Raw genomic sequence first — 25,211 nt, forward strand, 5'->3', positions numbered from 1 at the left:
GTCCAACATGAGCAGCGGTACCCCGTTCGGAATTCAGGAAATAAAACGCCCGGACGGTTCGCGTCCAGGCGTTGGGTTGGCGAGGGCCGGATTACGGCCTCGCCAGCACGCAAGGCAGATCGGCGATATGCCTTAGATCTTGCCAACCAGGTCCAGCGACGGAGCCAGGGTCTTCTCGCCTTCCTTCCACTTGGCCGGGCAGACTTCGCCCGGGTGAGCGGCGGTGTACTGAGCGGCCTTCAGCTTGCGCAGGGTCTCGCCGACGTCACGCGCGATCTCGTTGGAGTGAATTTCCAGGGTCTTGATGACGCCTTCCGGGTTGATGATGAAGGTGCCACGCAGCGCCAGACCTTCCTCGGCGATGTGAACATCGAACGCGTTGGTCAGCTGGTGAGTCGGGTCGCCGATCAGCGGGAACTGCGCCTTGCCAACGGCAGGGGAAGTCTCGTGCCATACCTTGTGCGAGAAGTGGGTGTCGGTGGTGACGATGTACACCTCGGCACCGGCCTTCTGGAACTCGGCGTAGTTGTTGGCAGCGTCTTCGATCTCGGTCGGGCAGTTGAAGGTGAAGGCAGCCGGCATGAAGATCAGCACGGACCACTTGCCCTTGAGGGATTCTTCGGTGACTTCGATGAACTTGCCGTTGTGGAAAGCGTTGACCTTGAACGGCTGGACTTGGGTGTTGATCAGAGACATCTGCTCACTCCTTTGGGGGGTTCAGAAAACTTAACGGGGCCTACGATAGCGCAACCAGCCGCATACGGTTAATTGATTAAGGGAATAAACCGAATAGCCTTTACCTATCACCGCAGCTCAGCCGCAGTCACAATTGCATGCTACATCCGCAAAGACCGGCGATCCGTTCAGGGGTTCAGTCAGGCCAGAACGCCCGGATTCCCGCGATCCCCTGCGCACCGGCATGCAGCGCACGAGTCAGGTCGCCATGGCCGAGCCCACCCAGCAGATAGGCCGGCTGGTTGAAGCCTAGCAGCAACGCGCTGGCCCGTGGCCAGCCCAATGGGGCCACGTCGGGGTGCGTCGCGGTGGCCTGCACCGGCGAAAGGGTCACGAAGTCGACGCCGGCTGTCGTGGCCAGCGCCAGTTCCGCCGCATCGTGACAGGATGCCGCCAACCAGCGCTCCGGCGGCAACGGCCGGCCCTGGGCGGCCATTCGCCGCAGCTGCGCCGACGTCAGATGCCAGCCGGCCGCCGGAAAATCCGCGGCCCACTCCAGCGGCCCCTTGAGCATCAGTTGCGCGCGGCCGGCGCAGAGCGCCTGCGCGTCGTCCGCCAGTGCCCGGTACGCCGCATCCGACAGGCCAGGCGCACGCAGCTGGAGCAGGTGGATACCGGTATCCAGCGCCGCGGCGATGCCATCCAGCAGCTGGCGCGGCGAGCGGTTTTCCGGGGTGATCAGGTAGTGGTGCGGCAAGCGCGCCGCGGCGATGATCGGCTGGTTGGCGGCCGGAAACGCGTACTCGGGCAGCGCCGCAGGGTCGACCCAGGCCAGCGGCTGGCCCTCGGCACCATGCGGCTCGCCGGCGAAGGCCAGCACTTCCCAAACATCCAGCAGCACCTGCTTGTCCGGATAATCGTGACGTACCTGAATCAGTGGGCGTGCGGTCGTGACCTCGATGCCCAGCTCTTCCTGCAGTTCGCGCGCCAGCGCCGCCTCGACGGTCTCGCCCGCCTCGACCTTGCCACCGGGAAATTCCCACAGGCCGCCCTGATGCTTGTCCAGCGGGCGCTTGGCGATCAGGACACGATGGTCGGCGGATCGAATGACCGCCGCCGCGACATGGATTCGATGCATGAGAGTTCCAGAACCGCAGCCCGGGCCAGCGGGGCCGGGCTGCGGCGTGCTACGCGGTCAGGTACGGTATTCGGCGTTGATCTTCACGTACTCGTGCGACAGATCGGTGGTCCAGATGGTCTCGCTGCAGTCACCACGGCCCAGCTCGATGCGGATGGTGATCTCTTCGCGCGCCATCACCGCCGCGCCCTGCTCCTCGGTGTAGCTGGGCGAACGACCCCCCTGGCTGGCGATGCACACTTCGCCGAGATAGACGTCGATCAGGCTGACATCCAGATTCGGCACGCCGGCATAGCCGACGGCGGCGAGGATACGGCCCCAGTTGGGATCGGAAGCGAACAGCGCAGTCTTGATCAGCGGAGAATGGGCCACGGCGTAGGCCACATCCAGGCATTCCTGATGGTTGGCGCCGCCGTTGACCTGCACGGTGACGAACTTGGTCGCGCCTTCACCGTCACGCACGATGGCCTGGGCGACTTCCATGAACACTTCGCACACCGCCTGCTTGAGCTTGGCGAACAGCTCGCCGGAGGCCGAGGTGATCTCCGGCAGCTTGGCCTGGCCGGTGGCGATCAGCATGCAGCAGTCGTTGGTGGAGGTGTCGCCATCGATGGTGATGCGGTTGAACGACTTGTTCGCCGCATCGCGCACCAGATCCTGCAGCACCTCGCGCGCCACCTTAGCGTCGGTGGCGATGTAGCCGAGCATGGTCGCCATGTTCGGACGGATCATGCCGGCACCCTTGGAGATGCCGGTCACGGTGACGGTCACGCCGTCATGCTGGAACTGGCGGCTGGCACCCTTGGGCAGGGTATCGGTGGTCATGATGCCGGTGGCGGCCTCGGCCCAGTGGTTCTCGGCCAGATCGTCCAGCGCAGCCTGCAGGGCGCCCTCGATCTTGGCCACCGGCAGCGGTTCGCCGATCACCCCGGTGGAGAATGGCAGCACGGCCGTCTCGTCGACGCCGGTCAGCGCTGCCAGCGCGGCGCAGGTACGGCGGGCATTGGCCAGGCCATCGGCGCCGGTGCCGGCGTTGGCGTTGCCGGTGTTGGTCAGCAGGTAGCGCACCTCGCCCGCCATGCGCTCGCGGGTGACCAGCACCGGAGCTGCACAGAACGCATTGGTGGTAGTCACGCCGGCGACGCGCGAGCCTTCGGCGCAGCGCATTACCACGACATCCTTGCGCCCCGGACGCTTGATGCCGGCCGACGCGATGCCGAGTTCGAAACCGGGAACCGGATGCAGAGTAGGTAGGGGACCAAGACCGACCGCCATGAGCGCGCTCCTTCAGACATAGATGGCCCGCAGGCCGAAAAACAGGGAGAAAAACGCCGCGAGCGGCAAAACCGGTCGCGGCGCGGGTTCACAGAGGAAGGGACCGCTTACTGGACCTGCCCGTGGCAATGCTTGTATTTCTTGCCCGAGCCGCACGGGCAGAGCTCGTTGCGACCGATCTTGGGCTCGGTGCGCACCGGCATCGGCGCGATTTCCGCCACATGCTCGCCCTGTTCGGGCTCTTCTGGCTGCTGCAGGGCGGACACTTCCTCGTGCTTGAACTGCATGCGCTGCGCCATCTCCTCGGCCTCGCGACGCAGGCGCGCCTCCTCCTCGGCAGGGTCCTCACGGCGCACTTGCACATGCGAGAGCACACGGATGCTGTCCCGCTTGATGGACTCGAGCAGGTCCTGGAACAACGCAAAGGACTCGCGCTTGTACTCCTGCTTTGGGTTCTTCTGCGCGTAGCCGCGCAGGTGGATACCGTGGCGCAGGTGATCCATCGTCGACAGGTGGTCCTTCCACAGATCATCCAGCACGCGCAGCACGATCTGCTTCTCGAACGTGCGCAGCGCGTCGGCACCGGCAAGCTCTTCCTTCTCGCGGTAGGCCTCGACCAGCATCTGGGAGATGCGCTCACGCAGGGTTTCCTCGTAGAGCTTGTCGTCTTCGTCGAGCCACTGCTGCACCGGCAGACGCAGGCCGAAATCGCTGTACAGCACCGCTTCCAGACCGGCGATGTCCCACTGCTCGGGCAGCGATTGCGGCGGAATGTGCTGGCTGATGGCGGCATTCAGCGCTTCGTCGCGGAACTCGCTGATGGTCTCGCCAATCTCCTCGGCGGCCAGCAGGCTGTTGCGCATGTGGTAGATCACCTTGCGCTGCTCGTTGGCCACGTCGTCGAACTCGAGCAGCTGCTTGCGGATGTCGAAGTTGCGGCCTTCGACCTTGCGCTGCGCCTTCTCGATCGCATTGGTAACCATGCGGTGCTCGATCGCCTCGCCCGCTTCCATGCCCAGAGCCTTCATGAAGTTCTTCACCCGGTCGGAGGCGAAGATGCGCATCAGGTTGTCTTCCAGCGACAGGTAGAAGCGGCTGGAACCCGGATCGCCCTGACGACCGGCACGACCGCGCAGCTGGTTGTCGATACGACGCGACTCGTGACGCTCGGAGGCGATCACGTGCAGGCCACCTGCCTCGATCACCTGCTGGTGGCGCTTCTGCCACTCGGCCTTGAGCTGCGCGACCTGTTCGTCGGTGGGGTTCTCCAGCTTGGCGACTTCCACTTCCCAGTTGCCGCCCAGAAGGATGTCGGTACCGCGGCCGGCCATGTTGGTGGCGATGGTCACCGCCCCCGGACGACCGGCCTGGGCGATGATCTCCGCTTCCTTCTCGTGGTACTTGGCGTTGAGCACCTGGTGCTCGATGCCTTCCTTGATCAGCAGCTGGGAAACGTATTCCGAGCTCTCGATGGTCGCGGTACCGACCAGCACCGGACGCCCCTGCCCCTGGCATTCTTTGATGTCGGCGATGATCGCGGCGAACTTCTCTTCCTGGGTCAGGTAGACCAGGTCGTTGAAATCCTTGCGCGCCAGCGGCTTGTTGGTCGGAATGACCATGACCGGCAGGCCGTAGATCTGCATGAACTCGAACGCCTCGGTGTCGGCGGTGCCGGTCATGCCGGACAGCTTTTTGTACAGGCGGAAGTAGTTCTGGAACGTGGTCGAGGCCAGGGTCTGGCTCTCGGGCTGGATCTGCAGGCCTTCCTTCGCCTCGATAGCCTGGTGCAGGCCCTCGGAGAGGCGACGCCCCGGCATGGTGCGACCGGTGTGCTCGTCGATCAGCAGCACCTGGTTGTTCTGCACGATGTACTCGACGTTGCGATGGAACAGCTTGTGTGCGCGCAGGCCGGCATAGACGTGGGTCAGCAGGCTCAGGTTATGCGCCGAATACAGGCTCTCGCCTTCGGCCAGCAAGCCTGCCTGGGTCAGCATTTCCTCGATGAACTGATGCCCCTGCTCGTTCAGCTCGACCTGGCGGGTCTTCTCGTCGATGCTGAAGTGGCCCTCCTGGGTGACGACGCCCTCTTCCTCCTCGATGTGCTGAGTGAGGCGCGGAATCAGCGCGTTGATCTGCTGGTAAAGCTTGGAGCTGTCTTCGGATTGGCCGGAGATGATCAGCGGCGTGCGCGCCTCATCGATGAGGATCGAGTCGACTTCGTCGATGACCGCGAAGTTGAGTTCGCGCTGATTCTTCTCCTGCATGCTGAACGCCATGTTGTCGCGCAGGTAATCGAAGCCGAATTCGTTGTTGGTGCCGTAGGTGATGTCGGCGGCGTAGGCGGCGCGCTTCTCCTCCGGCGGCTGGAACGGCGTGACGATGCCGACCGAGAGACCGAGAAATTCGTACAGCGGACGCATCCAGTTGGCGTCGCGGCGGGCCAGGTAGTCGTTCACCGTGACCACGTGCACGCCCTTGCCGGCCAGTGCATTGAGGTACACCGCCAGGGTCGCCACCAGCGTCTTGCCTTCACCAGTGCGCATCTCGGCGATCTTGCCTTCGTGCAACGTCATGCCGCCGATCAGCTGGACATCGAAGTGACGCATGCCCATCACCCGCTTGCCGGCCTCGCGGCAGACGGCGAAGGCCTCCGGCAGAATCTGATCGAGGGTCTCGCCTTTCTCGAGACGGGCCTTGAACTCTTCGGTCTTGGCGCGCAGTTGCTCGTCGGTGAGCGACAGCATCTGTTCTTCGAGTGCATTGACGGCCTGCACCGCCTTGAGCATGCGTTTGACTTCACGCTCGTTCTTGCTTCCAAAGAGTTTCTTCAATAAAGGCGCAAACATACGACAGGGACTTCCATGCTGAGGATGGAGGCACGACCGTGGGTGACCCCGCCAGCGTGCAAAGCGGCCATTCTACTCGGAAACGTCTATGAGGAAAGCAGCACGACTGCGCAGCCCGGAGGACCGGCAACGCGCGGTTTTCCAGCGTTCGCACCGGCACAACGGCCGGCGGCGCGACCGGCCGGCTACAGGCATCTGCTACCATTGACGCCCCATCTTTCAGGCAACCGCCATGGCCTCTCGTCCGCTGCCCGCACGCGCCACCGGCGCATTGCTCCGCGAAGCGAAACCGCTGCGCGCGCTGTTCGGCGAGGCGCGGCGCATCGATCACCTGCAGCACCTGCTGGAAAGCCAACTACAGCCGGCCGCCCGTGAGCACTGCCGCGTGGCGTCGTGGCGCGAGGGCTGCCTGCTGCTGATCGTGACTGACGGCCACTGGGCCACGCGCCTGCGTTATCAGCAACGTCGTCTGCTGCGCCAGCTGCAAGCCATCGAGGAATTCGCCGGCCTCGAACGCATCCACTTCAAGGTGCAGCCGCCGCCCCCGGCGCGTCACGAGCCGCCTCGCACTACGCCGTTGTCAGCCTGTGCGGCCGACAATATTCACGCAACCGCCGAAGGCATTCGCGATCCACGGCTGCGCGCCGCGCTGGAGCGCCTGGCCAGCCGTGGCAAAGCCGACTGAACCGCAGCCGGCGCGGCAGCAACCAGGCGGGCGAGCGGATACTCTCGAAGGGGCGAAGCGAATGCTTCGGCCACCGCCTTTCAGGAGCGAAATTTCATGTTGATCGGCTCCCTACTCATCCTCGCCTGGCTGGTGCTGCTGGTTCGTTATCCGCTGCGGGCGGTGCCGATCTCGCTCGGCGCGCTGCTGATGCTGGGACTGGTAGCTGGTTGGGTGCTGTGGCAAGAGCATCGTGAGCGACAGCTGCTCGGCAGGCTCGAACTGCACCTGAGCTACGCACCCGGGCCATGCCCAGCCGCGCAGCCGCTGCGCGTCACCCTGCGCAATAACAGCGGGCGCGCACTGCGCAGCCTGCGCTGGGATGTGACGGCGCACATGCCAGGTACCCGCACCAATCTGGTACAGAACGCCTACGACGCCCCCATCTATCAGGGCCCTGGTGATCTTCAGAGTGGAGCGCAGTGGCAATCCTGCCTGCCACTGCCGCCGCTTCGTGCAGGCTATCGCGCCAGTACGCTGGAGTTCCAAGCCGAGAACCTTCGCGGCCGCTTCGGCGATGATTGAACGCGCGCCTTCCCATCCGACACCTCAGCCTTTATCCTGTATGAATAAACAGTATCAATCTGCCAACTGAGCCGAGGTGGGTAATGGCCGTCGAAGTGGTATACCGCAGCAGCCGGGACCTGGAGCGTTTGTTCATGGATAAAGCCGAAGCAGACCGTCACGACAAGATGCTGGAACTGGCCGAAGCGCTGGCCACCGTTCTGCAACAAGCGGTACCGTCGCTGAACGAACAGCAGAGCGAGGATCTCGGCATCTTCATGGCACGCCACCGCGACGTCTTCTCCCGAGCATTCAAGAACAACGCCGAGGCGCTTGCCGAGCTACCGCCACGCGACGCCTGAAGCGAGCCTATCCGTAGGGGGCCGGGCGGCGGAAACTTGTAGGGCCCAGGCCGGGTCAATGACTCGCAGCCTTTTCAGACAGGTATTCCGGCATGACGAATTCATTCCAGCGGATCAGCGATGCATTCCAGCCGCACTACTGCGTTAACTTCAGCATCGAGAAGCCCGACGGCAGCATTCTACTGACGCTCACCGACGCCAAGGGCGTGGCCGTGAAGCGCTTCATCAGTGCCGAGCAATGGCGCGACCCGCAGCAACTGCAACGACTGATCACCAGCCTGCGGGTCAGCCTGACGATCGAGCGTGGCGAGTCGCCACCGCTATCCGGCTTCGCCGAAGGGGCCCGCGTCGCCGCGCTGTAATCCTTCAGCCGGCGACAAATCGCTCGCCATGCCCTCCCGCCACGACAATAACAACAAGCATCCTGAAACCCGTCATGCCGCTCGCCCGAGCCGGCACGCTTCGCCCCGCCTGCACCCCGGCCCCCGGCGCTAGCCCTGACTTACCCGCATCGTTTCAGAGCCAGGCCAGCGCCTTGGCCTTGGCTACCGCCTGGGTACGACGCGCCACGCCGAGCTTGGTGTTGATCCGTCGCGCATGCGTCTTGACGGTATGCAGCGAGATGAACAGCTGCTCGGCAATCTCCTGATTAGAGCAGCCCTGCGCGATCAGCCGCAGCACCGTCAGCTCACGATTGCTCAACAGCACGTCATCGCCACAGGCAGGCGCCTCGCCAGGCTCGCGCTCGTACTGCTGCAATCGGTCGCGCAGGCTTTCGCCGCGGGTCGCCGCCGGAAGGATGCGCGCCAGCCATTGCGGCTGCCGGTGCTGCAGCTCGTAAAGCGGTTTGACCAGCTGCTGACGTACCGCCTCGCTGAGCGCCTTGCGCAGCTCCTGATCGGCCTCCAGCGGCTGGCCGCACGCCAACAGCGCTTCAGCCAGCGAGAAGCGGCACTCGCACGCCAACCCCAGCCGCTGCGCTCGCAGATTCCGCTCGATCAGCCCTTGCAGCGCCTGGACTGCCGCATCCGGCTGTCCCTCCAGCATGTCGATGACGGCCAGGTAGCGGCGCAAACGCGGCAGCAGCTCGTAGAACCCGGACGGCGGCAGGAAGCGCTGGCCCTCGAACAGCTGCCGCACCTGCTCCAGCGCCGTGCGCGCCTTCTTCAGCTCGCCCTGATGCAACCAGGCGACGCCGGTAATCAGCCGCAGGATGCCGCGAAAGCGCGCCTCCGGTACGTGTCGCCATTGCGTGAGGCGCTCGGCCTCGCGCAACCAGTGATACGCATCGGCAAATTCATGATTGCGCGCAGCCAGTTCGGCGAGGCCGACGTAGCCGAAAAAGGCGTAGGAATCGCCGCAGGTTTCGGTTTCCAGCCGCCCCTGCTGATAGGCCTCGCGGGCCTGTTCGTCCAACCCCTGATACGCCAGTAGATGCCCTTGCAGCAGCTGCAGCCGGCCGATGATCGGGCTGTGCCGAACCGTGTCGCGCAGCGCACGCAACGCCTCGTCGAGCACGCCGACGGCGCGCTCGAACTCGCCGGTCAGCTCCAGCAGTTGGATGCGATCGACGCTGAGCATCACCTCGTACAGCACGCTGCCCTTGAGCCGCGCGAGCTTCATGCCTTCGCTGTTGTAGTGCTGGGCGAGCTCGAGCTCGCTCTCAGCCATCGCGTGCTGCGTAAGCGCCTGCAGACACAGCACACGCTGCGCCCACGCATGATCGGAAAGCACCTCGAGCGCCTGCAGACAGTGCTCGCGCGCTTCGGGCTCACCGCGCAAACGGGCCAGGAAGCCGCGCAGTGCCTGCCATTGCGCCAACAGCTGGATCTGCCGACGAGCATCGGGCTGCGGGAAGAACTTGGAGAGTTCGGCCAGGCAGTCGTCGACCTCGTCGAGCCGCGCGGACACGATCAGCGCCCACCCCTGCAGCACGATCAGTCGCGTAGTACTGGCGAACAGATCCTGCGGCAGCTCGCTGCGCCACTTGAGAAAATGCGAGACGTTGTCGCCGATCAGCAACTGCTCCTGCCCGTAACGCTGCAGATAGTTCGCCGCCACCTCAGGCTGGCCGGCCCACAGCGCATGCTCGACTGCCTCGCGCATATCGCCGCGGCTGGCGAACCACTGGCAAGCACGCAGATGCACCTGCGTCGATGAGGTCGCCTCGGGAAAACGCTGCAGCAGCAGCGCAAGCGGCCGCCACAAGCGAAACCATTCGCCGCAGTTGTCGATCTGCCGCACGAACAGCTGGAAGGTCTTGAGCACATCGAGCAGATCGGCGCCTGTGCAATCGAGCACGTGGTCGCAAAGCTCGGCGGAAAAGCGCGGCATTCGCGCGAGGGCGAACAGCGCGCGCCGGATATCCTCGCTCTGGCCCTGCAGCACTTCGCGCTGGATGTAATCGCGTAGCAACGGCGTGCCGGCCAGCAGACGTTCGCGCAGCGCCTGTTCATCGGCGTTGAGCAGCATCAGGCAAACGCCGGCAGGCCAGCCTTCGGTGCCCGCCAGCAGCTGCTGGAAACTGTCCGCGGGCAGTTGCAGCCGATAAGCACGCAGGACCTGAGCCAGCTCCTCGGCGGTGAGCGCAAGGGCAGCGGCGTCGAGCTCGAACAGATGCCCCTGCAGCAACAGACGCGGCAGCTTCCACGCCGGCTGCCGCCGACTGTTGACCCACCAGCTGACCGAATCGGCGGTCTGCTCCAGCAGCATATCCAGACAGGCGTCCAGAGCCGGGCAGACCTCACGCGGATAATCGTCGAGCATGATCCAGAGTGGCTGGCGAACCTGTCCGAGCAGCGCGATCAGCTGCCGTTGCACATCGCCGTCCACAACCGGAAAGCCCAGCGCCGCAGCCAGCTGGGCATACAGCTCCTGCGGCGAGAAGAATCGACCACCCAGATCCAGCCAGACCAGCGTGGTATCGGCCGGCATGCGGCGGGCACATTCACTCATCAGCACCGTCTTGCCGAAACCGGCAGGTGCGCAGATCAACCGCAACCGACAGTCCGCGGCAAGCAAGGCGTCGGCGAGCCGCGGCCGCGCAACATGCGCCGGCGGCAAACGTGGAATGGTCGCAACCTGCGCCTGCGCCGTCGCGGCGCTGATCGCATCGGGGAGGAGGCGTACGGACATGGCAACGTTTCTCTTATTCGTATATTCAGTCCATGAAATGGCAAGCGGCTGACCAGGCGTATCCCTTGCTGGCGGTCCGCTCCACCTGTGCAACCTGACGCATCAGCAGCGTTTTGTCGACCTGCTTGTGCAATCAGCAGCCCTGTTGCACGCAGATCGCACCCAGTTCTGCGCGTGCTCTCATCCCTGCGCGCACAAAAAAGGCGGCCTTCTGGCCGCCTTTTTTACACTGCATACCCGCTCGAGGCTCAGCGCACCCCAGCGTTACGCAGGGCCGCTGGCGTGAAGTCACGGGCGGATGCCTTGTAACCCCAGTCGAACGGTTTTTCCTCGTTGCTCATGCCGATCGCGATGTAGCGGCCGGAAATGATGTCGTAGAGCGACTCGAACGCGTAGGCCGGCACCTTGTGCTGGTAGTACTGCAGCATGTGCCCTTCACCCACGCGCCACAGCTGGCCACGCCCGTCGTACAGCTCCGACTGGACGATGGTCCAGGTGTCCTCGTCAACGAAGAAACGACGCTTGGCGTAGATGTTGCGCTCGCCGCTCTTCAGGTTCGCCTCGATTTCCCACACACGGTGCAGCTCGTAGCGCGCGAGATCCTGATTGACGTGCCCGGCCTTGATGATGTCAGCGTACTTCAGATCGCTGGAGGCAATCTCGAAGCTGTTGTAGGGAATGTACAGCTCCTTCTTGCCGATCAGTTTCCAGTCGTAGCGGTCTGGCGCGCCGCTGAACATGTCGAAGTTGTCGGTGGTACGCATGCCGTCCGACGCGGTACCCGGACCGTCGTAGGCAACCTGCGGCGCACGCCGCACGCGGCGCTGGCCGGCGTTGTAGATCCAGGCCTGACGCGGATCCTTCACCTGATCGAGCGAGTCGTGCACCAGCAGCACGTTGCCCGCCAGGCGCGACGGAGCGGTCACGCGCTGCTTGAAGAACAGCAGCGCGTTCTTGGCGCGCTCGGCGTCCAGATCGCTCATGTCACTCGGGAAAGCGACTTCATCCTCGAAGTGGACCAGGGTGTAGCTGCCATTGGTTTGCGGAGTCGCCTGGACGATGTTGCGGCGCACGTTGCCACCGCGATAACGGGTGATGTGGTTCCAGATCACCTCGAGGCCGTTCTGCGGAATCGGGAACGCGTAGTAGCGGCTTTCGGTGAAGCCGCTGACGCCATTTCCACCTTCGACCAGCGAGACGTTCTGCGCGCTTTTCTTCGCCGCCTCATAGATCTTGTCCGGCACGGCGGCGCTACGGTGTGTCGGAAACACGCGAATCTTGTAGGTTTCCGGATAGCGTTTGAACATCGCCAGCTGACCGGCAGTCAGCTTGTCCTTGTGCTGCTCGGCATTCTGCGCGGTGATGACGAGCTTCGGCTGCTCGCCCTTGAAGGGATCGGTGAGGTGGCCGCTTTTCAGCGGTGCGGCATCGGTCGTCAGACCACCGGTCCACTCGGGAATGCTGCCGTCGGCGTTACCGGCTTTTTCCGCGCCCAGCGGCGTCAGCGTCGTACCAAGCTTGGCGGCCTCCTCAGGAGACACCGCCGCCATGACGCTGCTGGCGAGCAGGGAAAGAGCCAAGACACTGAACAGTTTTCTTGTTGTTTTCATACGATTCCAGTTCCTCTGATCTGTTTGGCCGGAGGCCATCGGTAACACTTGTCGCTGACCGGATGTGCCGTCCGACGCACCGGTCAGCTAACGCCCCCTTTAGAAGTTCACGCCCACGCTGAACGCGAGGAAGTCGCGGTCGACCAGCATGTTGTAGTCGCCATCGAAGAAATCGGTGTAGGACAGGCTGGCGGTGTAGGTGTTTTGGTACTCGGCATCCAGACCGATACTGAGCGCCTTGGAATCCTCGTTGAACAGACCGTTCGGGCCATAACCATCGACGTCGTGGGAGAAAGACAGGTTCGGCTTCAGGTTGATGCCGGCGAAGACGTTGTTGTAGTCGGCGATGGCGCGCAGGCGATAGCCCCAGGAGTTGGCGGTGACGAAACCATGCCAGCCGTTGGCAGCCAGCGCGGCAGCGTCGGTAGGCGTACCGAAGTTGGCGTCGCGGCCATAGCGAACCTCGCTTGTACTCTCCAGTCCGCCAACATGCGCGTAACCAATCTCGCCCACCACAGTCACGCGCTCCGCCCCCAGCACCTGGTCGAAGAAATGCGTGAAGGTAGTTTGCAGTTGGGTGATTTCCTTGCGGTTATAGCCGCGATTATCTAGCCCTGCCCGAGTGGGGTCAGTTAGCTCAAGCGTGACGTCGGTGGTATTGATCTGGATAGGCGCGTTAGGCCGGTAACTCATTTCACCGGACCAGGCTGTGCCGGTGGGCAACGTCGTAGAGAAGCTCAAACCGTAAAGCTGGATGTCTTCAGGATATTCCAAGTAGTACTGACCGTTGCCGAGCAACACCGCGCCGCCGATCGCGGTGCCGGCCTGAGCAGCGAGTCCTCCCGCCATCTGCTGAGCCATCGGAATTGCTTGAGCCAACGGAATCCCTGCCTGCACGAGCTGCGCCACAACCGACTCGATTACCGCTTGGCCGGCTGCAGCTCCAGCCCCTTGGGCAGCAGCAAAGGTCCCAAGGCCGGCAGTATGGGTGCTCACGATCGGCGTACGACTGTGATAGTTCATGAAATAGGCACCGTACTCGGTGCTGTCGCCAAGCCAGCGCAATGCCAGGCCATACTGACCGGAGTCACGAGCATCACGGTCACCACCGCGCGGGATCATCACGCCCTCGTCGGAATAGGAAACGCCGGCGGCCGTGGCGAAGCCTCCCAATGGCCCGTTCAATGTCGAGGCAAGCGCAGCCGGCCCGACGTTGTAATTATTGTCACAGCCATCCGCCGCGACATCAGCTCCCGAGAAGAACGTTCCGCAGTTATCGACAATCGTCTGATCCCATTCCAGCTGATAGAACGCCTCCATGCTCAGGCGGTCGGTCAGGCTCTGCGAGACGTAGAGCATGTTGACCGGAATCAGGCCTTCCTTGATCTCCGCGCCCGGGCGACGGAACGCCGCGGCGTCCAGCGGGTTGATCGAGTTGATGGAGTTGCCGATGAAGGTGCTCTCACCCCAACTCACCACCTGCCGGCCGATCCGCACGGTGCCCGGCAGCTCGCCCAGGTAATAGTTGTGATAGAGGAACGCGTCGAGGATCTCGGCGCCGGAAGACTGGGCGGCTTCCTTGCGGTTGCTGTCGCTGATGTCCTTGAACAGGCGGCTCTCGTCCTTAAGCTCGAAGTCGTACCAGTACTTGCCGCGCACGAACGCGCCGCTGTCGCGATAGCGCAGCTCGAGGTCATGCACACCCTTGAAGATCTTGGAGAAGGTCTCGCCCTTCTTGAAGTTCAGTCGCCCGTCGTCACCAGTCTGAGTGAAGCCAGTGCCGCCATTGGCTGCGCCAACCAGGTCCATATCCCGATCCGCCATCGACCAGCTGGCGCCGATCGACATGGATGAGTCGAACTGGCCTTCGATCTCACCAATGTTGAAGTTGACCGCGTAAGCCGGTGCCGCGGTGCTCAGGGCAATCGCCAGAGCGAGGGAGGTGGGCTGGAAGATTCCTTGCCTTGTTGTTTTTGTCATGAGGCGCTCCTGGTTGGTTCGATGTACGCCAACCCTACCCAGAGCTCTGCGGAGGGTTAAGCGCACGAAGGTTTGATTTAGCCTGTCATCCTTAAGTATGAAAGACCGTCCCAGCATTGGATTTGAGCGCGATGGCAAAGCGCCGCGCTGATGTATGGCACATCGAGCTTAGCCATGATTCCCCGGGCGGCAAAGGCCGAAATAGAGCGGCCGTGACAAAACGACACGCAAACTTGTGACGTTTATCCGAAAGTCGTAGGTGTAGCTGGGGCGGTCTCGCTGTCGCGAGCACTACGGCGCGGAAAATGAAGGCGGGACGAAGGGAAGGCGCGCGAGCGCAAAACGCCTGATGCGTGTGGTTGCGTTACGCAGCCGCGGAGCGTTTGAGACGAAACGAAACACGATGCCGCGACGTAGCGTCATAGCGACCCGAACCTCGGGTCGCCAGGAGTGGCTCAGGTGCTATCGGATACGCCGCTCGAAAGCGGCGGCGGCTATCATAGCCCTTTGACTGCGAAGATACCTGGCGCGTTGCGCCAATAGCCCTTGTAATCCATGCCGTAACCGAAGATGAACCGGTCGATGCAGCGCAGGCCCACATAGTTGGCCTTGAGATCCGGGCGCGCCTTGCGCTGATGATCCTTGTCAATCAGCACTGCGGTGTGCACCGCGGCAGCACCGGCATGCCGGCAGAAATCGATGATCGCGCCCAGCGTGTGTCCTTCGTCGAGAATGTCATCGATGATCAGCACATCGCGATCGATGAAGGAGATTTCCGGCTTGGCCTTCCAGAACAGCTCGCCGCCGCTGGTTTCGTTGCGATAGCGCGAAGCGTGCAGATAGGACAGCTCCAGCGGGAAATTCAGCTTGGTCATCAGCTTTCCAGCGAAGATCAGCCCGCCGTTCATCACGCAGAACACTACCGGATTACGCTCCGCCAGCTCGGCATTGATCTTCCCGGCGACGGCGTCGATGGCCGCTTCGACTTCGGCTTCGGTGTACAGGCAGTCGCTTTCGGCCATGATCTGGCGGATGTGTACGAGATCGACGGACATGGAGCATTTCTCCAGATGGGCTAGCGTTGAGAAGTCAGAATCGCGGGTACGGGCCTGGTTGAAAAGTCGCCAGGCGCTCGACCGCCTGAAAAAACGACCCGCTGCCCATGTAATCTGCCTGACCGGTCAGTCAGTTCAGACCACTGTGCGGTCCTGAAGCGAAGGGACGGCACGATACTCAACCGACCCCGGCTCAGCAAGTCGTGAGATCAACGCAACCCGCGTAGCCCGTGGCACGGCGATGCTTTACTCTACGCCGGTTTAATCGAGCGCCGGAGCCGCCCCATGTCTATTCGAGAGATCCGCCATCCGCTGATCCGCCACAAGCTCGGCCTGATGCGCCGTGCCGACATCAGCACCAAGAACTTCCGGGAACTGGCCCAGGAAGTCGGTTCGATCCTCACCTACGAGGCGACCAGCGACCTACCGCTTGAGCACTGCAGCATCGACGGCTGGTGCGGCCCGGTGCAGGTCGAGAAGATTTCCGGCAAGAAGATCACGGTGGTGCCCATCCTGCGCGCCGGCATCGGCATGCTCGACGGCGTGCTCAGTCTGATTCCCGGAGCGAAGGTGAGCGCGGTCGGCATCGCGCGCAACGAGCAGACCCTGCAGGCGCAGACCTACCTGGAAAAACTGGTACCGGAAATCAACCAGCGTCTGGCCATCATCATCGATCCGATGCTGGCGACGGGCGGCTCGATGGTCGCCACCATCGACATGCTGAAGAAGGCCGGCTGCAAGGAAATTCGTGCACTGGTGTTGGTGGCCGCACCGGAAGGCATCGCCGCGGTCGAGCGTGCACATCCCGACGTGATGATTTTCACCGCCTCCATCGACGAGCGTCTGGACGAGAACGGCTACATCGTTCCCGGCCTGGGTGACGCCGGCGACAAGATCTTCGGCACCAAGCAGAAGGACGTCTGAGCATGACGAACCCGCAAGAACCTGTCGCCCGCCAGGTGCTGGCCGGTGCGCAGATGCTGTTCGTCGCGTTCGGCGCGCTGGTGCTGATGCCGCTGATCACCGGAATGGATCCCAACGTCGCACTGTTCACCGCGGGCCTCGGCACGCTGCTGTTCCAGCTGGTGACGCGACGCCAGGTGCCGGTGTTTCTGGCGTCCAGTTTCGCCTTCATCGCCCCGATCATCGCTGCCAAAGGCGAGTTCGGCCTGCCCGCAGTACTCGGTGGCGTAGTCGCGGCCGGCCTGGTCTACGTGCTGCTCGGCTTCGCCGTGCGTCTGAAAGGGCCGGCGTTCATCGACCGTCTGCTGCCGCCGGTGGTGATCGCGCCGGTGATCATCTCCATCGGTCTGGCGCTGTCGCCGGTCGCGGCCAACATGGCGATGGGCAAAGCCGGCGACGGCAGCGCCCAGTTGGTGCCCTATGCCACCGCGATGATGATCTCGATGCCGGCGCTGGTCACCACGCTGCTGGTCGCCGTGCTCGGCAAGGGCCTGTTCCGCCTGGTGCCGATCCTCGCCGGCGTCAGCGTCGGCTACGGACTGTCGCTGGCCTTCGGCGTGGTCGATACCGATGCCATCGTCGCCGCGCCCTGGCTGGCGATGCCCAACTTCGTCGCACCGGAGTTCCATCTGGGCGCAATCCTGTTCATGGTGCCGGTCGCGCTGGCTCCGGCCATCGAGCACATCGGCGGTGTGGTCGCAATCGGCAGCGTCACCGGTAACAACTACATCAAGCAGCCCGGCCTGCATCGCACCCTGCTGGGCGATGGCCTGGCCACGTCGGCCGCCGGTCTGTTCGGCGGCCCGCCCAACACGACCTATGCCGAGGTAACGGGCGCGGTGATGCTGACCAAGAATTACAACCCGAAGATCATGACCTGGGCAGCGATCTTCGCCATCGTTCTGGCCTTCATCGGCAAGTTCGGCGCGGGCCTGCTGAGCATTCCGGTTCCGGTGATGGGCGGAATCCTCTGCCTGTTGTTCGGTTCGATTGCAGTGGTCGGCTTGAGCACCCTGATTCGCCATCAAGTGGACCTCTCCGAGGCACGCAACCTGATCATCGTCTCGGTCACGCTGGTATTCGGCATCGGCGGCATGGCGTTCGGTCAAGGCGAATTCAGCCTGTCAGGCATCTCGCTGTGCGCTCTCGTCGCGCTGCTGCTCAACGTGCTGTTGCCGGGCGGCGAAGGCTGGCGCAACAAGCAGCTGAACGACAGCGTTTGAAGCGGGTTACATCAGGCCGCGACGCGATCGACAGCCGCGCCACCGGTGAAATTCCTCATCGGCAGCTGGAGGATGCGCCGGTGAGTTGCAGCAGCTGCGCCGCCTGCTGCTGCCGTCTGGAGGTGCTGCTGTTCGGCGAGCGCGACGTGCCAGCCCGCTTCATCGACATCGACGCCTGGGGTGGGCAGGTCATGCGCCGACTGGCTGATGGCTGGTGCGCGGCGCTCGATCGCGACAGCATGCGCTGCACCATTTACGCGGTACGCCCGTTGATCTGTCGCGAATTCGAGCTGGGGTCGGCGGACTGCCTGGAAGAACGCCAAGGCAGTGCCTTGGCCTATCGCTGAGTCCTGAGAAAGGGTTGCGCAGCTCCGGCCCGGAGCTGCGCGCCCGGCGGAACTAGAAGTCCATCCGGTAGTGCAGCGCGTAGCTTTCCACGCCATCGTTGGGATTTTTCAACCCGGCGTTGGAGTAGTGCAGTGCACGGATACCGATCTCGTGCCCGCCGGCCAGACGCAGGCCGACACCGATGCGATCCTCGAACTGGAACGACGAACCCAGTTCGCGATCCTCGACCTCGGTGCTCTCGAACGCAGCGATGCCGATGCCGGCCTCGATGTAGGGCTTGACCGACTCGCCAGCGAACTCGTAGACGAATACCGGCGCCAGCGACAGGCTGTGGTTGGCGGAGGTTTCGTCGCCCTCCCAATAGGTGTAACCGGCATCCCAGTAGCCGGTCAGCCGGCCAACATCGCTCTGTAGCCAGCTACGGTTGAAATCGAACTGCACGCCAAGCCGATAGGTCATGGTCGATTCGCCGGTCTGGCCGACGGCCGCGGTCACGCCCATTGCCTGCGTGGCCGTCACCTGACCTGCGCAAAGAGCCGCAGCGACGGTAAAAGGGATCAGTTTTTTCATCGGAACTTCCTTATTTCAAGGATGGCTATTTTTGGTTGTTGTACTTCGTTGAGAAACGCAACCGCATCGCGAGTTCCTAACCGGAGAAGAACTCGACGCCCGCCTTTTCACCCCAAAGTATAGGCAGCACCTCTTCCATTCGCAGCGGATCGCCGCTACAGAAGAAGCGCACCCGCGCCTCGCCGGTCGCCAGCAGCTGCTGTGCGGCCAGCACCTCCTCCAGACGCCGGGCGACCGCCGCGCCGGTATCGATAAGTTGCACGTGAGACGGCACCAGCTGCGCCAGCAGCGGCCGGATGAACGGATAGTGAGTGCAGCCGAGGATCAGCGTATCGCAGCCCTCCGCCAGCAGCGGTTCCACCCAGCCCGCCAGCAGATCGCGCGTCGCGGCGCCATTCAGCTCCCCGGCCTCGATACGCTCGACCAGCCCGGGACAGGGCTGCGTTATCACCCGCACATCGCTGGCGAAGCGGTCGAGCAAGGCCGCGAAACGGGCGCTTTTCAGCGTTCCGGTGGTCGCCAGCACGCCCACCACGCCGCTACGGGTCGCCCGCGCTGCCGGCTTGACCGCAGGCTCCATGCCGATGATCGGCAGCTGCGGATGGCATTCGCGCAACTCGGCGATGCCGGCTGCCGTGGCGGTGTTACAAGCCAGCACCAGCGCCTTGGCGCCCTGCTCAAGGAGAAAATCGGTGATGGTACGGCAACGTTCGCGGATGAATTCCGGGCTCTTCTCGCCGTAGGGCACGTGCGCGCTGTCGGCCAGATACAGCAGCGATTCGTGCGGCAGGCGCTGGCGAATTTCGCGCAGTACGGAAAGCCCGCCGACGCCGGAATCGAACACGCCGACCGGCGCCGAGCGCTCAGCCATCGTGGTGTCCGCAGACGGCGCAGGCCGGATCGCGCTTGACCCGCAGCTCACGCATGCGCGTGGCGAAACCATCGACCAGCAACAGCCGCCCTACCAGCGGCTCACCGAAGCCGGCCAGCAATTTCAGCGCCTCGAGCGCCTGCAAGGTGCCCACCAGGCCAACCAGCGGGCCCAGCACGCCAGCCTCGCTGCAGGTCAGCTCGGTCTCGCTGCCATGGCCATAGAGGCAGTGGTAGCAGGGACTCGCCGCATCACGCGGATCGAATACCGACACCTGCCCTTCCAGGCGAATCGCCGCACCGCTGACCAATGGCTTCTTGGCCGCGACGCAGGCGGCGTTCACCGCTTCGCGAATCGTGAAGTTGTCGGTGCAATCGAGTACCAGATCGACGCCGGCAACGGCCTGCGCGAGGGTATCGGCGTCCAGACCCGCACGGTAGGGCACCAGCCGGACGTGCGGATTCAGCGCATGCAGGCGCCCCATCGCCGAGTCGACCTTGTGCATACCGAGCGCCTGGCTGTCGTGGACGATCTGGCGCTGCAGGTTGGTCAGGTCCAGCGTGTCGAAGTCCGCCAGGTGCAACTCACCGACACCGGCGGCCGCCAGGTAGAGCGCCACCGGCGAGCCCAGCCCGCCAAGCCCGACGATCAGTGCGCGGCTCTGTTTCAGCCGCAGCTGGCCCTCGACATCGACCTGCTTGAGCAGAATCTGACGGCTATAACGCAGCAGTTCTTCGTCACTGAGCATGAAATGTCTCGCAAGATGAAGGGATCACGGCAGGCGCCCCAGACTGATGCGCTCGTGGCCGCCAAGATCGCGGCGGCTTTCGACGGCGACGAAGCCCTGATGGCTCAGTAACTGACGCACCGCAGCGGCCTGATCGAACCCATGTTCGAGCAGCAGCCAGCCGTGCGCTTCGAGATGCGTGGGAGCCGCGACGATGATCCGGCGGATGTCATCCAGTCCGTCGGTGCCGGCGACCAGCGCACTGCGCGGTTCGAAGCGCACGTCGCCACGCGCCAGGTGCGGATCGCTGGCCGGGATGTAGGGCGGATTGCTGACGATCAGGTGATAGTGCTCGCCGCCCAGCGCTGCGAACCAGTCGCTCGCAACGAAGCGCGCATTGCTCAGTCCCAGACGCAGTCGATTGCGCTCGGCCAGCGCGACCGCCTCGTCGACCCGATCCACGCCAGTCACCTGCCAGGCGGGACGCTCTGCCGCCAGCGCCAGTGCGATAGCTCCCGTGCCGGTCCCGAGATCGAGCAGTCGCGCCGGTGTTGCCGGCAGCCGCTCCAGCACGGTCTCCACCAGCAGCTCGGTATCCGGACGCGGGATCAGCGTATGCGGCGCTACCTCCAGGTCGAGACTCCAGAAGCCCTGGCGCCCCAGAATGTAGGCCACCGGTTCACCCGCACGGCGCCGGCGCAGCAGTTCGGCGAAGCGCGCGCAGGCCTCGGCATCCGGCTCCCGCTCCGGCCAGGTGCGCAGGAAGCTGCGCGATTTGCCCAACGCCTGCGCCAGCAGCAGCTCGGCGTCCAGCCGCGCGGTCGGCGAATCGGGCAGCTCGGCGGTGTCGAGCAGGGATTGGATGGTGGGCATAACCTTCGAGCCTCAAGCGGCACACTGCAATGGCCACGGAGCCCCGTGGGTCATGCGGCGGGTAGCCTTGTCGTTAATCTCCCAGCGCCGCCAGCTGATCGGCCTGGTATTCCTGCAGCAGCGGCTCGATGACCTGCTCCGCGGCGCCGGCAATCACTTCGTTGAGCGAATACAGCGTCAGGTTGATGCGGTGATCGGTCACCCGGCCTTGCGGGAAGTTGTAGGTGCGGATGCGCTCGGAACGGTCGCCGGAGCCGACCAGCAGCTTGCGCGTCTCGGATATTTCCTTGTGCGCCGCGGCATCCTGGCGATCCTGCAGCTTGGCGGCCAGCCAGGCCATCGCCTTGGCACGATTCTTGTGCTGCGAGCGCTCTTCCTGGCACTCGACGACGATACCGGTAGGCAGGTGAGTGATGCGGATCGCCGAGTCGGTCTTGTTGACGTGCTGGCCACCGGCGCCCGAGGAGCGATAGGTGTCGACGCGCAGATCGGCCGGATTGATCTCGATCGCCGCCTGCTCGTCAGGCTCGGGCAACACCGCGACGGTGCAGGCCGAGGTGTGGATACGGCCCTGGGATTCGGTTTCCGGCACGCGCTGCACACGATGGGCGCCGGACTCAAACTTGAGCTTGGCGTAGACGTTGTCACCCTCGACGCGGGAGATCACCTCCTTGAAGCCGCCATGCTCGCCCTCGTTCTCCGAGAGTATCTCGACGCGCCAGCCCTGTTTCTCGGCGTAGCGCGAATACATGCGGAACAGGTCCCCGGCGAAGATCGCCGCCTCGTCACCACCGGTACCGGCACGGATTTCGAGGAACACGTTGCGCCCATCGTTGGGGTCCTTGGGCAGCAGCATGCGCTGCAGATTGGCTTCCAGCGTCTCGAGCTGCGCCTTGGCCTCGGCGACTTCTTCCTCGGCCATCTCGCGCAGATCGGGATCACTGTCCTTGAGCAGCGCCTGCGCGCCTTCGAGGTCCTGCTGCACCTTGCACAGCTGGCGATAGGCGGCGATCACCGGCTCGACTTCGGCGTACTCGCGCGAATAGGCGCGGAAGCGATTCTGGTCGCTGATGATCTCGGCGTCGCCGAGCAGCGCGGTGAGTTCCTCGAAGCGGTCCTGCAGGACATCCAGCTTGTTCAGCAATGAGGGTTTCATGGTTTTTCCGTGCCCTCGTGCAGGGCAAAAAGATCCTGAGCCATGCTCAGGGCTTCGACGCGCCCTTCGGCCGAAAGCTTCTTCAGCTGCACGCTGGGCGCATGCAGCAGTTTGTTGGTCAACCCGCGGGCGAGCTGGGCGAGGACGTCCTCGGGGTTGCCGCCATTGGCCAGCAGGCGCTGTGCCTTGGCCAACTCCTCGTCGCGAATTCGCTCGGCACTCTGCCGGTAAGCCTTGAGCACATCCACCGCAGCCAGCTCGCGCAGGCGCAGCATGAAGTCTTCGGTACCGGCGGCCACCAGCTCCTCGGCCGCCTGGGCGGCGCCCTGGCGACTCTTGAGGTTCTCCGCGACCACCTCGTGCAGGTCGTCGACCGAATAGAGGTAGACATCGTCCAGGTCGCCGACCTGCGGCTCGATGTCCCGCGGCACGGCGATGTCGACCATGAACATCGGCTTGTGCTTGCGCTTCTTCAGCGCCTGTTCCACCGCGCCCTTGCCGAGGATCGGCAGCTGGCTGGCGGTGGAACTGATGACGATGTCGCTGTTGTGCAGCTCATCGGGGATGTCGGCCAGCAGGATCGCCTGCGCACCGAACTCGGCCGCCAGCGCACTGGCGCGCTCCAGAGTACGGTTGGCGACCACGATCTTCTTCACGCCCTGCTCGTGCAGATGGCGGGCGACCAGGGTGATGGTTTCGCCAGCGCCGATCAGCAAAGCCCGGCTGCGCTGCAGATCACTGAATATCTGCCGTGCCAGGCTTACGGCGGCGAAGGCGACCGAAACCGGGTTCTCGCCGATCGCCGTATCCGTGCGTACGGTCTTGGCAGTGCTGAAGGTGGCCTGGAACAGCCGGCCGAGCAGCGGGCCGATGCTGCCGGCCTCGCGCGCCACGGCATAGGACGACTTCATCTGACCGAGAATCTGCGGCTCGCCCAGCACCAGCGAATCAAGCCCTGAAGCGACCCGCATCATGTGCCGCACCGCCTGGTCGTCGACATGCACGTAGGCACAGGCCTTCAGTTCATCGAGGCTCAGGCCGTGGTAATCGGCCAGCCACGCCAGCACGGCATCCGCCTCGACCTGATCCTGCTGCAGGTACAGTTCGCTGCGATTGCAGGTCGAGAGGATCGCCGCCTCGCGAGTCGGCGTGACGCGACACAGCTGCTGCAGGGCCTGGACCATCTGTTCGGGAGTGAAGGCCACGCGCTCGCGGACGTCCACCGAAGCGGTCTTGTGATTGATGCCAAGCGCGAGGAAAGCCATGCAGGATCGCTGATCAGACTAACGAAGCGCGCAATTCTCCTACTTCGCCTGACTCAGAACAACCATTGCCCACGATTGTCCGATACCCCTGGAACCCGCCGGCACTGCGCAAACCGCGCCCCATGTGCTTGCCTGGCGGCTTGTGTCATCATGCCGCGACCGCAGACCAGCCGTATCCTCTATATGAACAGACTCGCTCCCCTCGTCGCCCTGCTGTTTCTCGCAGGCTGCCAGTCCATTGCGCCGAACACCCCCGACGAGGTGCCGCCGGTACAGGACGCCGCGCCTGCGACCGAGCAAGCCGACGCTGGCGAGCATGGCTCGTTCAGCCAGGAAACCCTGTATGCCCTGCTGGTCGCGGAACTTGCCGGCCAGCGCAACCGCTTCGACATTGCCCTGGGCAACTACGTCCAGCAGGCCAACGCGACTCAGGATCCGGGCGTTGCCGAACGCAGCTTCCGCATCGCCGAATACCTCGGGGCGGAACAGGCGGCATTGGATAGCGCACTGATCTGGGCGCGCAACGCCCCGGACAACCTCGACGCACAGCGCGCCGCGGCGGTACAGCTGGCACGCGGCGGTCGCTACGAAGAGTCGCTGGAGTTCATGGAGAAGGTCCTGCAGGGCCAGGGCGACACGCATTTCGACTTCCTCGCGCTCTCCGCCGCCGAAACCGACCCGGACACCCGGGCCGGCCTGCTGCAGAGCTTCGAGCGCCTGCTGAAGAAGTACCCGGACAATCCGCAACTGGCCTTCGGCAAGGCCGTTCTGCTGCAACAGGATGGCAAGAGCGAGGAAGCGCTGGCCCTTCTGGAAGCGCAACCGAGCGCACAGCAGCAGGTGCCGTCGCTCCTGCTACAAGCGCGTCTGCTGCATGCGCTCGATCGCGGCGACGAAGCGCTCGCGCTGCTGGAAAAGGGCCTGCATCGCCATCCCGAAGACAAGCGTCTGCGACTGACCTACGCGCGCTTGCTGGTGGAGCATGAACGCCTGGACGAGGCCATGAGCGAATTCGCCACGCTGATCCAGCAGAACCCCACCGACGACGACCTGCGTTTCTCGATGGCACTGGTGTGCATGGAGGCCGAAGCCTGGCGCGAGGCCATCGTCTACCTGGAGGAGCTGATCGAGCGTGGCAGCCACGTTGACGCCGCGCAGTTCAACCTCGGTCGTGCGCAGCAGGCACTGGGCGACCAGAACAAGGCGCTGCAGGCGTTCGCTCAGGTCGGTGCGGGCAACGAGTACCTGCCGGCCAAGCTGATGCAGAGCCAGCTGCTCTATTCGCTCGACCGCGACGAAGAGGCATCCCGGGTGCTGGCTAAGGCACGCGACGAGCAGCCCGACTACGCGATCCAGCTGTATCTGATCGAAATCGAAGCGCTTTCCGAGCACAACCGCACCACGCAGGCCTGGAAGCTCGTCCAGCAGGCCCTGGAGCAGTACCCCGACGATCTCAGCCTGCTCTACACCCGCGCCATGCTCGCCGAGAAGCGCGGCGATCTCGATCAGCTGGAGCACGACCTGCGCTTAATCATCGAGCGCGAGCCGGACAACGCGATGGCCATCAACGCATTGGGCTACACCCTCGCCGATCGCACCGAACGCCACCAGGAAGCGCTGGAGCTGATCGAGCAGGCCTACCGGATCAACCCCGACGACCCAGCCATCATGGACAGTCTGGGCTGGGTGCATTTCCGTCTCGGCAACCTGCAGGAAGCGGAACGCCACCTGCGCAAGGCTTACGCGCAGTTCGCCGATCACGAAGTCGCCGCCCACCTCGGCGAAGTGCTCTGGGTCCGCGGCGAGCGCCGTGAAGCCCGGACGATCTGGGCGCAGGCTCTGCAGAAGGAGCCGGACAGCGCGGTCCTGCGCAGCACGCTCAAGCGCCTGACCGGCTCGGAGGCGCTCTGA

General features: G+C 64.0%; 22 protein-coding genes. 8 read left to right on the plus strand and 14 right to left on the minus strand.

The genetic code is table 11. The features are described 5' to 3' along the window. Positions 1 to 132 precede the first annotated feature (132 nt). The 4 genes from ahpC to secA form a co-directional block, all read right to left on the minus strand. Positions 133 to 696, minus strand: coding sequence for an alkyl hydroperoxide reductase subunit C (gene ahpC, locus NAV27_RS18055; protein ID WP_003288553.1), 564 nt, complete (start codon positions 694 to 696; stop codon positions 133 to 135). A gap of 175 nt (positions 697 to 871) precedes the next feature. Continuing rightward, the gene (locus NAV27_RS18060) at positions 872 to 1,813 is read right to left on the minus strand and encodes a Nudix family hydrolase (RefSeq protein WP_102828711.1); all 942 of its coding nucleotides are present in this window, start codon (positions 1,811 to 1,813) and stop codon (positions 872 to 874) included. 57 nt (positions 1,814 to 1,870) lie between these two features. Next, positions 1,871 to 3,088, minus strand: coding sequence for a bifunctional glutamate N-acetyltransferase/amino-acid acetyltransferase ArgJ (gene argJ / locus NAV27_RS18065; protein WP_102828710.1), 1,218 nt, complete (start codon positions 3,086 to 3,088; stop codon positions 1,871 to 1,873). A gap of 107 nt (positions 3,089 to 3,195) precedes the next feature. After that, positions 3,196 to 5,934: a preprotein translocase subunit SecA gene (gene secA, locus NAV27_RS18070; protein WP_102828709.1), complete on the minus strand. Its 2,739-nt coding sequence runs from the start codon at positions 5,932 to 5,934 to the stop codon at positions 3,196 to 3,198. Between the two features lie 232 nt (positions 5,935 to 6,166). Between secA and NAV27_RS18075 the strand changes: the two genes are divergently transcribed. The 4 genes from NAV27_RS18075 to NAV27_RS18090 all read left to right on the plus strand — a co-directional run bounded on the left by NAV27_RS18075 (position 6,167) and on the right by NAV27_RS18090 (position 7,886). Further along, positions 6,167 to 6,619 (plus strand): DciA family protein, encoded by a 453-nt coding sequence (locus NAV27_RS18075; RefSeq protein ID WP_102828708.1) that lies wholly within the window; start codon positions 6,167 to 6,169, stop codon positions 6,617 to 6,619. 96 nt (positions 6,620 to 6,715) lie between these two features. Further along, entirely contained in the window at positions 6,716 to 7,183 is a 468-nt protein-coding gene (locus NAV27_RS18080; RefSeq protein WP_102828707.1) for a multidrug transporter, read from the plus strand. Between the two features lie 83 nt (positions 7,184 to 7,266). Continuing rightward, positions 7,267 to 7,524, plus strand: a complete 258-nt coding sequence (locus NAV27_RS18085) for a YebG family protein (protein WP_008567037.1) — start codon at positions 7,267 to 7,269, stop codon at positions 7,522 to 7,524. Positions 7,525 to 7,616: 92 nt separating this feature from the next. Next, a complete protein-coding gene (locus NAV27_RS18090; RefSeq protein ID WP_102828706.1) occupies positions 7,617 to 7,886 on the plus strand; it encodes a DUF3509 domain-containing protein in 270 nt (89 codons plus the stop codon). A 154-nt stretch (positions 7,887 to 8,040) separates the two neighbouring features. On the opposite strand, the gene NAV27_RS18095 is transcribed toward NAV27_RS18090, so the two are convergent. The 4 genes from NAV27_RS18095 to NAV27_RS18110 all read right to left on the minus strand — a co-directional run bounded on the left by NAV27_RS18095 (position 8,041) and on the right by NAV27_RS18110 (position 15,304). Next, positions 8,041 to 10,659 (minus strand): LuxR C-terminal-related transcriptional regulator, encoded by a 2,619-nt coding sequence (locus NAV27_RS18095; protein ID WP_102828705.1) that lies wholly within the window; start codon positions 10,657 to 10,659, stop codon positions 8,041 to 8,043. Positions 10,660 to 10,907: 248 nt separating this feature from the next. Continuing rightward, positions 10,908 to 12,269, minus strand: coding sequence for a DUF1329 domain-containing protein (locus NAV27_RS18100; RefSeq protein ID WP_008567041.1), 1,362 nt, complete (start codon positions 12,267 to 12,269; stop codon positions 10,908 to 10,910). 99 nt (positions 12,270 to 12,368) lie between these two features. Then, a complete protein-coding gene (locus tag NAV27_RS18105) occupies positions 12,369 to 14,249 on the minus strand; it encodes a DUF1302 domain-containing protein (RefSeq protein ID WP_008567042.1) in 1,881 nt (626 codons plus the stop codon). Between the two features lie 497 nt (positions 14,250 to 14,746). After that, a complete protein-coding gene (locus tag NAV27_RS18110; protein WP_008567043.1) occupies positions 14,747 to 15,304 on the minus strand; it encodes a hypoxanthine-guanine phosphoribosyltransferase in 558 nt (185 codons plus the stop codon). Between the two features lie 285 nt (positions 15,305 to 15,589). Between NAV27_RS18110 and upp the strand changes: the two genes are divergently transcribed. From upp to NAV27_RS18125, 3 genes are read left to right on the plus strand one after another with little or no spacing between them, the layout of a single operon-like run. Further along, positions 15,590 to 16,228: a uracil phosphoribosyltransferase gene (gene upp / locus NAV27_RS18115; protein ID WP_008567044.1), complete on the plus strand. Its 639-nt coding sequence runs from the start codon at positions 15,590 to 15,592 to the stop codon at positions 16,226 to 16,228. Positions 16,229 to 16,230: 2 nt separating this feature from the next. After that, positions 16,231 to 17,490, plus strand: a complete 1,260-nt coding sequence (locus tag NAV27_RS18120) for a uracil-xanthine permease family protein (protein ID WP_102828704.1) — start codon at positions 16,231 to 16,233, stop codon at positions 17,488 to 17,490. Then, positions 17,487 to 17,837 carry a YkgJ family cysteine cluster protein gene (locus NAV27_RS18125; RefSeq protein ID WP_102828703.1) on the plus strand — a complete coding sequence of 117 codons (351 nt, stop codon included), beginning with the start codon at positions 17,487 to 17,489 and terminating at the stop codon, positions 17,835 to 17,837. Before NAV27_RS18120 ends, NAV27_RS18125 begins: the two co-directional genes overlap by 4 nt. 52 nt (positions 17,838 to 17,889) lie before the next feature. On the opposite strand, the gene NAV27_RS18130 is transcribed toward NAV27_RS18125, so the two are convergent. The 6 genes from NAV27_RS18130 to hemA all read right to left on the minus strand — a co-directional run bounded on the left by NAV27_RS18130 (position 17,890) and on the right by hemA (position 23,300). Next, on the minus strand, positions 17,890 to 18,408 hold the full coding sequence (locus tag NAV27_RS18130; protein WP_102828702.1) for an acyloxyacyl hydrolase: 519 nt from the start codon (positions 18,406 to 18,408) through the stop codon (positions 17,890 to 17,892). Positions 18,409 to 18,484: 76 nt separating this feature from the next. Continuing rightward, the gene (murI, locus tag NAV27_RS18135; protein ID WP_102828701.1) at positions 18,485 to 19,279 is read right to left on the minus strand and encodes a glutamate racemase; all 795 of its coding nucleotides are present in this window, start codon (positions 19,277 to 19,279) and stop codon (positions 18,485 to 18,487) included. Beyond that, positions 19,272 to 20,027, minus strand: coding sequence for a molybdopterin-synthase adenylyltransferase MoeB (locus tag NAV27_RS18140; protein ID WP_102828700.1), 756 nt, complete (start codon positions 20,025 to 20,027; stop codon positions 19,272 to 19,274). The genes murI and NAV27_RS18140 overlap by 8 nt, the downstream gene beginning before the upstream one ends. Before the next feature lie 24 nt (positions 20,028 to 20,051). Next, positions 20,052 to 20,879, minus strand: coding sequence for a peptide chain release factor N(5)-glutamine methyltransferase (gene prmC, locus NAV27_RS18145; protein ID WP_102828699.1), 828 nt, complete (start codon positions 20,877 to 20,879; stop codon positions 20,052 to 20,054). Between the two features lie 73 nt (positions 20,880 to 20,952). Next, positions 20,953 to 22,035, minus strand: coding sequence for a peptide chain release factor 1 (gene prfA / locus NAV27_RS18150; protein ID WP_043297485.1), 1,083 nt, complete (start codon positions 22,033 to 22,035; stop codon positions 20,953 to 20,955). Further along, the gene (gene hemA, locus NAV27_RS18155) at positions 22,032 to 23,300 is read right to left on the minus strand and encodes a glutamyl-tRNA reductase (RefSeq protein ID WP_102828698.1); all 1,269 of its coding nucleotides are present in this window, start codon (positions 23,298 to 23,300) and stop codon (positions 22,032 to 22,034) included. The genes prfA and hemA overlap by 4 nt, the downstream gene beginning before the upstream one ends. Before the next feature lie 183 nt (positions 23,301 to 23,483). Here hemA and NAV27_RS18160 point away from each other — a divergent pair, with 183 nt between their 5' ends. Further along, complete coding sequence (locus NAV27_RS18160) at positions 23,484 to 25,211, plus strand: tetratricopeptide repeat protein (RefSeq protein ID WP_102828954.1); 1,728 nt, start codon at positions 23,484 to 23,486, stop codon at positions 25,209 to 25,211.

The organism is Stutzerimonas degradans (assembly GCF_024448505.1).
Taxonomy (GTDB): Bacteria; Pseudomonadota; Gammaproteobacteria; order Pseudomonadales; family Pseudomonadaceae; genus Stutzerimonas; species Stutzerimonas degradans.

What these genes read in the sequence shown, in the direction of transcription:
- ahpC (WP_003288553.1), bottom strand. Translation starts at nt 696, where the DNA reads ATGTCTCTGATCAACACCCAAGTCCAGCCGTTCAAGGTCAACGCTTTC.
- NAV27_RS18060 (WP_102828711.1), bottom strand. Translation starts at nt 1,813, where the DNA reads ATGCATCGAATCCATGTCGCGGCGGCGGTCATTCGATCCGCCGACCAT.
- argJ (WP_102828710.1), bottom strand. Translation starts at nt 3,088, where the DNA reads ATGGCGGTCGGTCTTGGTCCCCTACCTACTCTGCATCCGGTTCCCGGT.
- secA (WP_102828709.1), bottom strand. Translation starts at nt 5,934, where the DNA reads ATGTTTGCGCCTTTATTGAAGAAACTCTTTGGAAGCAAGAACGAGCGT.
- NAV27_RS18075 (WP_102828708.1), top strand. Translation starts at nt 6,167, where the DNA reads ATGGCCTCTCGTCCGCTGCCCGCACGCGCCACCGGCGCATTGCTCCGC.
- NAV27_RS18080 (WP_102828707.1), top strand. Translation starts at nt 6,716, where the DNA reads ATGTTGATCGGCTCCCTACTCATCCTCGCCTGGCTGGTGCTGCTGGTT.
- NAV27_RS18085 (WP_008567037.1), top strand. Translation starts at nt 7,267, where the DNA reads ATGGCCGTCGAAGTGGTATACCGCAGCAGCCGGGACCTGGAGCGTTTG.
- NAV27_RS18090 (WP_102828706.1), top strand. Translation starts at nt 7,617, where the DNA reads ATGACGAATTCATTCCAGCGGATCAGCGATGCATTCCAGCCGCACTAC.
- NAV27_RS18095 (WP_102828705.1), bottom strand. Translation starts at nt 10,659, where the DNA reads ATGTCCGTACGCCTCCTCCCCGATGCGATCAGCGCCGCGACGGCGCAG.
- NAV27_RS18100 (WP_008567041.1), bottom strand. Translation starts at nt 12,269, where the DNA reads ATGAAAACAACAAGAAAACTGTTCAGTGTCTTGGCTCTTTCCCTGCTC.
- NAV27_RS18105 (WP_008567042.1), bottom strand. Translation starts at nt 14,249, where the DNA reads ATGACAAAAACAACAAGGCAAGGAATCTTCCAGCCCACCTCCCTCGCT.
- NAV27_RS18110 (WP_008567043.1), bottom strand. Translation starts at nt 15,304, where the DNA reads ATGTCCGTCGATCTCGTACACATCCGCCAGATCATGGCCGAAAGCGAC.
- upp (WP_008567044.1), top strand. Translation starts at nt 15,590, where the DNA reads ATGTCTATTCGAGAGATCCGCCATCCGCTGATCCGCCACAAGCTCGGC.
- NAV27_RS18120 (WP_102828704.1), top strand. Translation starts at nt 16,231, where the DNA reads ATGACGAACCCGCAAGAACCTGTCGCCCGCCAGGTGCTGGCCGGTGCG.
- NAV27_RS18130 (WP_102828702.1), bottom strand. Translation starts at nt 18,408, where the DNA reads ATGAAAAAACTGATCCCTTTTACCGTCGCTGCGGCTCTTTGCGCAGGT.
- murI (WP_102828701.1), bottom strand. Translation starts at nt 19,279, where the DNA reads ATGGCTGAGCGCTCGGCGCCGGTCGGCGTGTTCGATTCCGGCGTCGGC.
- NAV27_RS18140 (WP_102828700.1), bottom strand. Translation starts at nt 20,027, where the DNA reads ATGCTCAGTGACGAAGAACTGCTGCGTTATAGCCGTCAGATTCTGCTC.
- prmC (WP_102828699.1), bottom strand. Translation starts at nt 20,879, where the DNA reads ATGCCCACCATCCAATCCCTGCTCGACACCGCCGAGCTGCCCGATTCG.
- prfA (WP_043297485.1), bottom strand. Translation starts at nt 22,035, where the DNA reads ATGAAACCCTCATTGCTGAACAAGCTGGATGTCCTGCAGGACCGCTTC.
- hemA (WP_102828698.1), bottom strand. Translation starts at nt 23,300, where the DNA reads ATGGCTTTCCTCGCGCTTGGCATCAATCACAAGACCGCTTCGGTGGAC.
- NAV27_RS18160 (WP_102828954.1), top strand. Translation starts at nt 23,484, where the DNA reads ATGAACAGACTCGCTCCCCTCGTCGCCCTGCTGTTTCTCGCAGGCTGC.